The organism is Pseudoalteromonas sp. SG44-1 (assembly GCF_014164315.1).
Lineage (GTDB): Bacteria > Pseudomonadota > Gammaproteobacteria > Enterobacterales > Alteromonadaceae > Pseudoalteromonas > Pseudoalteromonas rhizosphaerae.
This window is the reverse complement of sequence record NZ_JACJEW010000011.1, coordinates 102501-115064: the sequence shown is the minus strand read 5'-3', so window position 1 is coordinate 115064 and position 12564 is coordinate 102501. Positions and strand designations below refer to the sequence as shown.

Annotated in this window: 9 protein-coding genes; 3 read left to right on the top strand and 6 right to left on the bottom strand. The window is 40.1% G+C overall.

The window, feature by feature from the left end; genetic code table 11:
• The 4 genes from H5187_RS07550 to H5187_RS07535 all read right to left on the bottom strand — a co-directional run.
• Window positions 1-126: transposase family protein (locus H5187_RS07550; protein ID WP_182739595.1), on the bottom strand; the 126-nt coding region annotated here is incomplete at its 3' end.
• Between the two features lie 433 nt (window positions 127-559).
• A complete protein-coding gene (locus tag H5187_RS25175) occupies window positions 560-850 on the bottom strand; it encodes a GreA/GreB family elongation factor (RefSeq protein ID WP_409072545.1) in 291 nt (96 codons plus the stop codon).
• Window positions 851-1182: 332 nt separating this feature from the next.
• Window positions 1183-4272, bottom strand: coding sequence for an efflux RND transporter permease subunit (locus tag H5187_RS07540; RefSeq protein ID WP_182739541.1), 3090 nt, complete (start codon window positions 4270-4272; stop codon window positions 1183-1185).
• Window positions 4272-5321, bottom strand: a complete 1050-nt coding sequence (locus H5187_RS07535; RefSeq protein ID WP_182797688.1) for an efflux RND transporter periplasmic adaptor subunit — start codon at window positions 5319-5321, stop codon at window positions 4272-4274. Before H5187_RS07535 ends, H5187_RS07540 begins: the two co-directional genes overlap by 1 nt.
• A 170-nt stretch (window positions 5322-5491) precedes the next feature.
• Here H5187_RS07535 and H5187_RS07530 point away from each other — a divergent pair, with 170 nt between their 5' ends.
• Window positions 5492-6097, top strand: coding sequence for a TetR/AcrR family transcriptional regulator (locus H5187_RS07530; protein ID WP_145234238.1), 606 nt, complete (start codon window positions 5492-5494; stop codon window positions 6095-6097).
• Between the two features lie 17 nt (window positions 6098-6114).
• On the opposite strand, the gene H5187_RS07525 is transcribed toward H5187_RS07530, so the two are convergent.
• Together H5187_RS07525 and H5187_RS07520 are read right to left on the bottom strand one after the other, a co-directional pair.
• Window positions 6115-6804 (bottom strand): VC0807 family protein, encoded by a 690-nt coding sequence (locus H5187_RS07525; RefSeq protein WP_149980025.1) that lies wholly within the window; start codon window positions 6802-6804, stop codon window positions 6115-6117.
• A gap of 107 nt (window positions 6805-6911) precedes the next feature.
• Window positions 6912-7820, bottom strand: a complete 909-nt coding sequence (locus H5187_RS07520; protein ID WP_182797687.1) for a LysR family transcriptional regulator — start codon at window positions 7818-7820, stop codon at window positions 6912-6914.
• Between the two features lie 120 nt (window positions 7821-7940).
• Between H5187_RS07520 and H5187_RS07515 the strand changes: the two genes are divergently transcribed.
• Window positions 7941-9929, top strand: coding sequence for a ligand-gated channel protein (locus tag H5187_RS07515; RefSeq protein WP_182797686.1), 1989 nt, complete (start codon window positions 7941-7943; stop codon window positions 9927-9929).
• Between the two features lie 433 nt (window positions 9930-10362).
• Window positions 10363-12390 carry an ATP-binding protein gene (locus H5187_RS07510; RefSeq protein ID WP_182797685.1) on the top strand — a complete coding sequence of 676 codons (2028 nt, stop codon included), beginning with the start codon at window positions 10363-10365 and terminating at the stop codon, window positions 12388-12390.
• Window positions 12391-12564: the final 174 nt, after the last annotated feature.

The following is a 12564-nucleotide window of genomic DNA, read 5'->3' as shown; positions in this document are numbered from 1 at the left end:
TTGGCACCCAGATATGACAGCGCTGACAGCTAAGAATATGATATCAAAAAGTTTATGGACAACTTTACCCTGCTGGCGAGGGTCGTCAATTGATTCGAAATATTTAAATAGTTGAATATCAGGCACGGGGGCTCCTTAAAAAGGAGTATAAGATCATACTTTTAAGTCAAGGTAAAGTTCGTGATCTTGCCCTGGACTATAACGTAGATCCGCTAGGCTCTGTATCAATTATTACCGTGCCAACAATACAGTAGCTAATTCAGTTTTATTTAAACTTCATCTATAACAAAGGTCTCTATTGAGGCCTTTGTTATTAATATATTTAAACGATAAAAGCCCGACATTATTATAATGCCGAGCTTTGGACTTTATTAAGGTTTCCATGAAACGTTATATGTAAAGTGACAACTCTTTACTTTTCGGTTGTCTTTGTTTTCTCCTTACGTATTTTTCGCTTTTCTTTTAACGTCATTTTTGCTGGTTTTTTAGCTTTTTCTTTACTCATTATAAATAACTCCAATTAAATATATAAAAATTAATAAATAAAAATTGAAATGATTTACTCTATATAATTCTCCTTACTATTAATTGCTAATATTTGCCAAGAGTGAAAACATCCATATTCTTTACACTCAAAAATGTGACCTATTTTATGTCCTAAAAGATCAGTACCTATAGGAGAGTGTAATGACACAACATTATTACATAGCCCCTTTTTTGCAGCCGGAACTAAGCTTATACGGCGTTTATAACCCGTATCAGTATGCTGGATGACTACGGTACAGCCAATTTGTACATGTGGGCTAAACTTTGACCAAGGTCGTTGTGAATACTCTATTTTTTGCAACACATGCGCGAGTTTCAGCGGATGTAAAAATGCTGAACTTTGGCTTAAATAGTTTTTATACTTATAAAAAGCAGGGGTTTTGTACCCGAACAGAAAAGCAAACACGGACTAAATCTCCACGAAAACTGAACCGAACTTAAATTTAAAATAATACAGTGAGACTGCCGAGTGTAAGAGTTACACTCGGCTTAAATGTCGAAGGTGAGATTTGTTTTTTGTGGATGAGATATTAATATAAACATGATGTTCCTCTTATTTAAAGTAATCATACCTCATAAAAATATTATATCAATGGTGTTTTATAATTTAAAAATAAAGATATTAATTTAAATTTACTAGTGTGCGTTAATTCCATGTTTTTTTGTGCGTAGCGTGCGTTTTGATACTAAATAATATGCCACAGGAACAAAGTAAAATGACAACACAGTGGTTAATACAGTACCACCTGCGATAGCGACGGCAAACGGAGGCCAAAAACCTCCGCCGGCGAGTATGAGTGGTAAAAAGCCACCAACGGTGGTGATAGTCGTGGAGCTGATATGGCGTGAGCAAGTCATCACAGCGGCAACGATTTTGTTTTTATCAGTGAGGGCTTGCAGTGAATTTAACTCTGATAAAATGACAATGGCGGCATTTATGGCCAGTCCCATTAAGCCCAATAAACCAATGATCACAGTAAAACCAAACGGGTAGCCAGCAATAAATACACTGAGCAAGCCCAGCATTGCAGCTTGCAGGGCGTTTATTAAGATTAGCCCTGTGGTGGTAAATGAATTAAATGACATCACCAGTACGGTGATCAATAACACGACAATAATCCCCACTTGGCCAAGCAATTTACCAACCGCTTCGTTGCGTTTTTGCGACTCACCACCGAGCTCTAATCTGTAGCCATGGGGTAATACAAAGCCTGATTGTGCAATGGTGGCGGTCATTTCATTCAGTACGGTTTGCGGTAATACGCCAGTTGCTAAATAAGCTTCGATAATATTAACACGTTCACCGTCACGGCGAGCGATAGAGCCACGAGAAGGGCTCAGTGTTGCACTGGCAAATGATTCAACCACTAGCGGTTGTGCAGTATCTATTTGGTTTGAACTAGCTGGCGTATTTAACTGCGTACTAAATAGCGAGCTAATATCATCTCGGCGCTTATCTGCAACTCTAACACGTACGGGAACGGTTTCGGTATTATCAATAATACTGCCGACCACGACACCATTGAACTGGTTTTGTAGTTGTGTTGCCATATTACTTAGGCTTAATCCTGCATGAGTCAGCGCTGCTTCATCGGTGTTTAACCATAGTTTAGGCGAGCCCGACAATAAGGTTGGACGGGTGTGGGTTATATCGTTATGAGCAATGAGCTGCGTGCGTAATTGTTGGCCCAGTTCAGAGAGAGTATCTAGGCTTGGGCCATAAATACGCATTTCAATTGGTGCATTGAATGGTGGACCTTGCTCAAGCTTTCTGACTAAAGTTTGTGCGTTTGGAAATGCTTTATCAAGTTGTATTTGCAAGCTTTTTATTAACTCGTTGGCACGTTTAAAGTCGGTTACTTTTACCATCGCTTGCGCATAGTTATTGGCGCCGCGATTACGCTGGAGCATATTATAGTAAAAGCTTGGGAAATTAGTTCCGATCATCCAATCGAGCTTTTCAATGCCTTCAGATTGCCGAATTAGTTGATCCATTTTCTCTATGGCTTGTCGAGTTGATGTAATACTCACATGAGGGGCAAAATGCACTTCAATTTGAAACATATCGCGATCTGAGGGCGGGAAAAACTGCTCGGTGAGTTGTCCTGCCCCAAAAAAACCGGCAACAGGGAGTATAAAGACCAGTAGTAAAGTGAGTATTGGTTTTTCTAGGCTACGTTTTAACGTTGCTTCAAAGCGTTTACTGAGTTTAGGTGTGCGTATACCTTGATAAAAGATACCAGTACGCTGTTCGTTATTGATAAATTGCCCTGCAAATACCACCACTAAAGAGTGTGAAATCAGGTATGAACCAATTAAGGCAAAAATAACACTTAAGGCAATACCGCCAATAAACTCTCCTGCAGCACCTGGCATCAACACAATCGGTGCAAACGCTAAAATAGTTGTTAGAGTTGAGCCAAGCAGTGGAAGCCAAAAATGTGCCACGGCTTTTTCTACTGCGGCTAAAGCTGTTAGGCCTTGTTGGCGAAAGCGCTGAACAGCATCGGTGATGACAATGGCGTTATCAACCATAATGCCCAGGGCCACGACTAAACCGGTAACCGACATTTGATGAATAGGTAAGCCATAGAGCTGCATACTTACTAACGTAAACAATACGGTTAAAGGTAACGCGGTGCCGACAACTAGAGCAGCTTTAAAACCTAAAGTGATAAATAGTACCACTAGAATAAGCACAAACCCCACGGTAATATTGCTGAGTAAATCGGCTAAACGAGTTTGGGTATAACCGCGTTGATCAAAAATATCTTGGAGTAAAATTTGGCTTGGTAAGTCTTGGCTAAAGTTATCGATGGCGACATCAACACGCTTAGAAAAAGTATCGATACGCAAGTTTGGTAACATGCGGATCGCAATATAAATACCGGGTTTTCCATCAATTAATGCAATTTCGTTCACGGGGGTTTTTACTGAGCGAGTAATTTGGGCTACATCAGAGAGTTGATATTGCCCTGCATTTTGATTACTACTTAGTGGAATTGCGCCAATGCGAGCAATCGAGTCAAACGCACCGGTCACTTCAATTTGCATTTGCGATTTGTCATTTGTAAGGGTACCAGCGGCTACTTTTGCATCTGCACCTTGAATAGCTGCATGAATATGCGCTAAAGGAATACCAGCTAAACTGGCTTTTTGTTGATCAACCGCAACTAAAATTTCCTCATCAACTTGGCCAAAAAAATGCACCAACTCCACACCTGAAACATTACGTAATTGATTTTGCAGTTCTTTTGCATAGCGATTAACCGTTGCTAATGTGGTTATATCGTCATTGGCGTTAAGCGATAAGATACGAGTATAAGCATAGCCACGCTCGTCATCCAGTAGCGGTGATGAAGCATTTACTGGCAACTGGTTGTTGACATCACCTAATAAATCACGCATTCGCGACCAAATGGGTTTAACGTTCGTGACTTCGTCTTTTAGCTCAATGGTGATCACTGAGAGCCCAGGACGAGAAATCGACGATAAATGCTTTACTTCAGCTTGGGATTTTAGTTTTTGTTCGATTTTCTCACTTATTTGCACCTCAACTCGTTCAGCACTGGCGCCAGGTAAAGCAGTGGTTACGATAGCGATACGATTAGTTATTCGAGGATCTTCACTGCGCGCTAAGCCACTGATCGCAGCTAAACCACTAACGATAAGTAACGCCACTAAAAGCGCTTGGACACGCCCGTGATTAAATAAATAGCGGATCATCACAGCACCTTGGTTGGTTGATTTGCAACAACATTAACCGAAATGTTGGCCGACAGCTTATGCATGCCATTGGCAACAATTTGCGCACCATTGTGTAATGGGGCGCCAATAAACGCATAGCCATCATGGGCATAATAAAGCTGCACAATGATAGGTTTTAGTACCTTGTTTTTTATTTGATAAACCTGCCAAGTACCGCGCACACCATCGGCAAGGGCATCAAGAGGCACCCAAAAACCGCTTTGTTGCTGATATTGTTGCACTGTTAATTTTGCTAATTGGCCAGCATAAACAACTGCGCTAGTTGGCAAAGAAAAGCGCATTGTTAAGGTTTGTGTATGTGGGTCGATACTCGCTCCTTTACTGATAGATTGTGCAGTAAAGTTTTGTCCGGCAATCTCAATGTCCATGCTATTTTGGATGGTGCTTTGCAGTGTCAGTGGGATCCCCATGCTAACTTGCGCATGTTGGTTTTCGATTAAACGCACAATCGGTGTACTGGCTGCAACAATTTCACCTTGTGAGGCAAAGCGCTGGCCTAAAATACCGTTGAATGGCGCGGTTAAATGTGCCTTTTCAGTGCGGATACTGACTTCATTCAAGCTTGCTGCTATTGCGGCTAGTTCTGCGTTAAGTACAGCGATATTGGTTTTAACTTGGTCAAGTGCCGAGGTGGCAGAGTAGTTCTTTTTATCAAGTTCTGCTAAACGCTTTTTTTCAAGTTCAGCGAAGGTAAGTTGTGCTTGAATTCGTTGTTTTTGCGCCTGGAGTTTTTGTTCTTCGATAACTAAAAGCTGCGTATTTTGGCGTGCAATAATATCGCCTTGTTTTACTTGCTCGCCTTGATCAAAATAAATTTGTGCAATTTTTCCTGGAAATTCAAAACTCAACTTTGCATCGTTTTGTATGACCACTTTGCCACTAAGCGTACGTGTTTGATAATAGCCCGCCTCTTGTTGTACTGTGTAGGCAGCTACATGAACCAGACTTTCGCCGTAACATATAAATGATGTGAATAAAATGAATGCACTTAGCAGATATTTTTTCATTATAATATCCTTATTTATCGCCATGTTAAATCAGCGTGGTTAGTCAGGTGCATTAAACACAGTTATGCTTTGTGCTAGACGCAGAATGATTTAGAATTGGACTCAAGAGTCTAATTTTGTATGAATATAAACCAATCAAACTAGACTGTCTAGTTTGATTTGAGGTGAAAATGGAAATAACTACCCTAAGTCGGTCAGAACAAAAACGACAACAAATTATTACAGCTGCAACGACCTTGTTCATGGATAAAGGCTTTCCTAATACCAGCATGGATCAAATTGCTAAATTAGCCCAAGTATCTAAACAAACGGTTTATAGTCATTTCAAAGACAAAAATAATCTATTTGTTGAAACTGTAACAGCGCATTGTTCCTCCTCAAACTTACGTAAAGAGCGTTTTGAGCCAGCGCAAAGCCTAGAGGAAAACTTACTACGTGTTGTGACTAATTTTATTACACTGGTATTTTCACCCGAGGCATTGAAAGTATACGACACGTGCGTAGCGCACAAAGATGAATACCCTGAGTTGGCCTTATTGTTTTATGACGCCGCCCCTAAAGTAGTGATGCAGCAGGTAGAGGTCTGCTTATGTAGTATTGCACAGGCGGGCTTGCTTGATATCGACAACCCTAAGTTTGCCACGTTACAGTTACTGGGCATGGCCACAGGTGATTGGAAATTACGCCATGCACTTGGGCACGCAAAAATTAATGATGTACCGCCAGCAGCATATATTGAAGATTGCGTAAGGCGGTTTATTAAAATGTATCGCTAAGGCTTTTGAGTAACCACTTACTGCAATATAAATTCATCGATAGGTTGTTTAGTTAATTTACCTATTTGCTTAAAAATGAAAATAATTGCTCCGCCTAATAGCACCATAGTCGGCGCCACAATGACTGGGTAGCTTAACCAAGTCATACGTCCTAACTCTTCGGCATAAGCTGTGGTGCCTGGCATACTAACAACAATACTTTTTGCTAAAAAGTAGTTGAGTGTTGCAGATAAAAAGAACGCACTGGCAACAATAAAACCGGCAAGACGCATTTTTGCATCAAATACCGCGGTGTTGTTTTGTTGCTCTAACGAATGCATAAGTTTATCAATATCAAGCAATTCAGGATTAATTAGTAATTTACGGATCAGCGGATAAGGGGTGTACTGGCTGATCAATACAATCACACCAATAATTGCTGGTACCATCGCTTCTTTAATCGCGATATAAGCTGGGTCAAGTTCAAATAAACTGATACCGCCAGTAAGTAGTACGCTGATAATGCCAAGTACTGAGAAAAAGTTTACTTTGCCTGATTGTTTAAGTTCCCACAAACCAAATAACAGCGGAAAAGCAAGTGCTACCACTACTGCCCATACCGGGCCTAACGTATCAGGTGTACTAAAGCGGCTTAAAATCACCGCAGGTAAAATAATATTAAAAATTATATTACTGAAAAAATTACTCTTCTTTTTTGCCGCTGTCATTATGCATCAATCATTGGTATTCAATACATAAAGTATATACACAAGTTACTTTAAGATATAGACCCGCTGTGTTGCAGTAGTTACAAGTAAGTTTAGGATAATTTGCTTTATGCAGACTGCTTTAATGAATCTGAGATTTCATCACAGTGCTGTTTTAAAATTTCGATAGCCACTTTGGTTTTACCTGCCAAAATATCTCTTGCTGGGGTAATTGCATACACACTGTAGGTTGGCAGTTGCCAGTCAGTGCATAACTCAACGAGTTCTCCTTCTAGCAATAATGATTGTACTTCTGGCTTTGGTAAAATTGCATAACCAACGCCATCACACACTAATTGAATAATACTGTGCATGTTATTAACCACGATACGTGGTTTTGGGAGCGCTTTTTTTTGGCTGTTTAAACTATGCGTTAATGGGTGATCTGCAGTGCAATGCGAGATACGAGTATAATGGTTTAACTGCCAAGGCGACAGTGTGCAATGCTCAGCCAATGGGTGACTTTTATGTACACATAATACGAGTGGCCACTTCGCCAAAGGCCGAGCAACTAAACTTGAATCATCCAGCGGGCCAATCGCTATAGCCAAATCAGCGCCCGACTTTATTATATCAAGGGGTTCGTCAGATAAAGTCAGTTGCACATCAAAATAAGGGTACTGGTTGGTTAATTCTTTAAGCGGTTCACTTAATATTCCGCCACCGAATCCAACCGGTGCTACTAACTTTAATTGACCACTAGGGCTGTTTTGTAAAAATTGCAGCTTTTCACCAGCTTGTTTTGCAGCGGTGAGGATGGTTACACAGCTTTGATAATAAATCTCGCCAGCCTCGGTGAGTGTCAGTTCTCGTGGACTGCGATTAAATAAGCTCAACTTAATATCAAGCTCTATTTGTTTGATTTGTTGGCTAATTGCTGATGTGGTCATGGCAAGATCAACTGCGGCTTTACTCATACTACCCGTTTCAACAATGCGCACAAATACAGTTAATGCGCGAAGTAATTTTGTATTCATTTGGTTAAGTCTTACTTAATACTGTTTTAAGAAAATACACATTGTAGAAAAAGGAACATCTCACTACCATGCAAACGCTAATTATTATCATTTAAACTGCATTTGTCACGGAGAAAAATCATGAACACGGTAAGTTGTAAGTTAATACCGTTAACTAGCGCCATTTTAACCGCGCTTAGTTTATCCAGCTCAATAGTGTTAGCTGATGAAACGAAACAAGATATGGAAGTTATCGTGGTATCAGCGTCAGGTTATGAGCAAATGTTAAAGGACGCGCCAGCAAGCATCAGTGTGATTGATCGCGCAGATCTGGAAAAACGCTTTTATCGTGACTTAACCGATGCAATGACCGATGTTCCTGGAGTTGTGGTTACCGGCGGTGGCGATCGCAAAGATATAAGCTTGCGAGGCATGGCTAGCCAATACACATTAATTTTAGTTGATGGCCAGCGACAATCATCACGTGAAACAAGGCCAAACAGTGATGGGCCAGGTGTTGAAGGTGCATGGACACCGCCAATCTCTGCAATTGAACGCATTGAAGTGATACGTGGGCCTATGTCGTCCTTGTATGGCTCAGACGCTATCGGTGGGGTGATAAACATTATTACTCGAAAAACACCCCAGCAGTGGTATGGTGAGCTGCGTTTAGACAGTACAGTTCAACAAAGTAGCGACTCAGGTAATACTAATCAAGGTAGTTTTTTCGCAGCTGGTGGACTTGTCCCAGAATTATTAGGTGTGCAATTATATGGGCAGTTTTCAAAACGTGACGAAGATAACTTTACTTCAGGCTTTAGGGGCAAAGAGCAAAGTAACCTTAAAGCAAAGTTTATTTTAACGCCAAACGATAATCACGAAATAATGCTAGAGGTTGGCAGCGCGCAGCAAAAATTTGAAAACACACTGGGTAAAACAGTTGAACCATTGGCGCCGGGTGAAAGCTGTGGCCGAAGAGGTTGCCCAGAATCATCGACAACAGAGTATGAGCAACAAACTTACTCGTTAACCCATAACGGTTATTATGACTTTGGTAACTCGCGCAGCTATTTAAAATACGATAAGTACGATAATACTTCTCGTGAAATGTTTGTTGAAAACACGGATGCGCAAACCAGTTGGACTTTACCGATTTTTGCCGGTCATAACGCGACGCTTGGTGCAGCCTACTTAAAAGAAGTGCTTGATGATTACACGAGTAATAGGATCAGCGAGTTAACCCATGTAGAAAATAAACAGTGGTCGGTATTTGCTGAGGATGAGTGGAGCACCAGCGACAAATTTAAGCTCACCACAGGTTTGCGTTACGACCACGACGATAATTTTTCAGGCCATTGGAGTCCACGTTTATATGGTGTTTATACCGCCTCTAAGGCTATCACTATCAAAGGTGGTATTTCGACAGGTTTTAGAGCGCCTAATATTCGTCAATCAAATGCAGACTGGGGGCAAGTAAGTCGAGGCGGCAATATCTATGGCAACCCAGATCTTAGTCCTGAAAAGTCATTGAATTATGAAATGGGTATTTATTACGATCCACGTGGTGATTACACAATCTCAAGTACGGTGTTTTACAATGAGTTTGATGACAAAATTACGCGAATTGCATGCCCACTTACGCAATGCACGGATGGCCAAAATCAGTTTGGTTCAGATCCGACAACCTATGTAAATGTTGATGAAGCCGTGACTCAAGGGTTTGAATTTTCAGTTTCTTACGACTTAACCAGCGATTTAGGTTTAAGCGCTAATTACACTTATACCGATTCTGAGCAAAAAACCGGGCAATATAAAGGCAGTCCTCTCAATCAGTTACCTAAACATATAGTGCAAACATCGTTAAACTGGCAGCCAAGCGATAAGTTAGGGGGGTGGTTACGTGTGCATTATCGTGGTGAGGAAAGTCAACCAACCACAGGACCTTCACAAAGCAGCCTAATTGCACCTAACTACACGTTAGCCGATGTGGGTGGTAATTATGTTTTGACTAAAAGCGTAAAGTTAGGCTTTGGTATTTATAACCTATTTGATAAAGATATCACTGAGAATGAATATGGTTATGTCGAAGACGGACGCCGTTATTGGGCATCGCTCGGGTGGCAGTTTTAATGCATACCACTTAGTAACCCCTGCTTAGGTTAAGTAATAAGGTCTCAATTGAGGCCTTATTTTATAAATGGAGCTTTATAACTAACTGAAAATATAAATAAACTATTGCTGATGAAAAGTTTCTACTCTAAAGTTAGGGTAGCGTGTGTTTCTATTTCGAAGTTTGCAGCAATGTGTTTGGCTTTTAGGCTAGGCTGAGCTTATGTAGTGTGGTAATTCCCCATAAATAGGCGATAACGCAGCATAACTGGCAAACATACTATGCTCTAAGTGTTAAACCTAAATTGAACAAATTTTAATCCCGAAAGGTCAGTCTCCTTAGTAAGGTAAATATTTAATTACACGCTATAATAATTAACCAATATGAAGTGGTTAGATAAGATTTTTTAGCTATAGCATCTGTCGCTATGCAAAAATAATACGAGGTATTTATTTGAATTTCCTTCGAAGCTTCCATGATATTGTATCTGATCAAAGTCAAAGTTTTGACGAGAAAACGCATAGTTTGCTCAAGTTTGGGCTTGATGTATTTAATTTAGATATCGCGATTGTTAGTAAAATTGAACAAAATATTTATACCGTGCTCTACGTTATAACACCTGATAATTCTTTAGCTTCTGGTACAACGTTTGATTTAGAAGGCACTTATTGTGTACATACACTCGCAGCAAATGCCGCGCTTACTTTTCATAAAGCGTCGAGTAGTCGCATTGCAAACCACCCATGTTACCTAAATTTCCAGCTCGAATCTTATATTGGGGCGCCAATAAAAGTCGGTTCAAATGTATTCGGTACAGTTAACTTTTCATCACCGGCTGTATCAACTCCCTTTTCACAACAAGCCCATGACTATGTTGAGTTATTTGCACAATGGCTGGGTGCTGAGTTTGCCCGCAAGATCACCAATGAACAGCTTATTAAAAACAACAATACGCTGTTAAAATTAGAGGCTGTAGCAAATATTGGCACGTGGGAAGTTGATTTACTCACTGATAAAGTCACTTGGAGCGAGCAAACACGACGTATTTACCAAGTTAGTGATAGCTATGTTCCTGATCTTAATGCTGCGACTGAATTTTTTAAAGCAGGAGAAAGCAGAGAAAGCATCGTTAATGCAGTGAACTCTGCAATGCAAAGTGGCGAGAAATGGCATCTCGACCTCGAACTTGTTACCGCTAATGGACAGACTTTGTGGGTATCAACATTTGGTGAAGCTGAATTATTAAATGGTCGATGTGTGAGGTTATTTGGTACCTTACAAGACGTGACTGAATCGGTCATGCTTCGCGAAGAGTTAAAAAATAAAAAAGCAGAAGCAGAGCGCATGTTAGAAGATAGAAGCATGCTACTAGCTAAAATAAGTCATGAACTCAGGACACCATTGAACGGCATAACCGGAATGTTAACTACGCTATTAGGTGAGCGCCGTGAAGATAAGAGAGTTGAAAAACTAAAGATAGCTTTGCGTAGCGCGGATATTTTATTGAGTATAATTAACGAAGTGCTCGACTTTTCAAAAATAAACCACGGTGAGTTAAAACTCGAACCAAATCATTTTTTATTAAAAACAATTTTTGTTGATCTTGCTTCGTTGTACATTCCATTGTTTAGAGATAGTAAGGTTGATTTTCAAACAAGTATAACGATAGCAGATGACTGTTGGGCTTATTGCGATAATGCTCGGCTGAGCCAAATTGCGTCAAACTTATTAAGTAACGCGTTAAAATTCACTGACGAAGGCTTGGTAAAATTTAATGCTGATGTGAATGTAGTCGGTGATAAATTAGCCTTGCATCTTGAAGTGTGTGACAGCGGAAGGGGGATGACCAACTCATTTTTAGATTCATTGTTCTCACCTTTTACACAAGAAATAGACGCCAAAAAGAGTAAAGGTGGTACCGGCTTAGGCTTGGCAATCGTAAAAGAATTGATTGATTTTATGGGGGGGACAATAACGGTTGATAGTACTTTTAATCAGGGTACGACATTTATCGTGGATATCCCACTTGCAGTCGGCGCAGTACAAATCGAAAATAATCCTCGGGTAAACGTTGTCATAGCGGCAACTAATTTATCGGTTTTAGTTGTTGATGATAACCAAATAAACCGATTGGTACTGGACGCTTCGCTTGAAAAATTAAATATTAAAGCCGATTTTGCAGTTGATGGCGAAGACGCAATTTTAAAGTGTAAGCAAAAAAAATACGATCTTATTTTTATGGATTGCGTGATGCCGCAGCTGGATGGACTTGAGGCCACTAAAATTTTGCGAGCACAACATATTTGTCCTTATGCAGATACCTTAATAGTGGCATTAACTGCAAATACATCATCTACCGATAAAGTTGCGTGCAAAGAAGCTGGCATGGATATGTTTATTTCAAAGCCTTTTAAACTACATTCGATTGAGGAAGCGGTAGTTAATGCTGTAGGAAAGAACAAAACTAAAGAAATAAGCTAGTTTATTAACAGAGAAACATAACGTGGCCTAATATTTGTATGTTTTTTAATGTGGTATTTGATAAAACGCACTATGATTAGTTTTATTATCGCAATATATTATTATTTCTTTATAGCTCTCAACAGCAATGAACCGTATCCTAAGATACGTTATACACTATTACGCAATGATTGA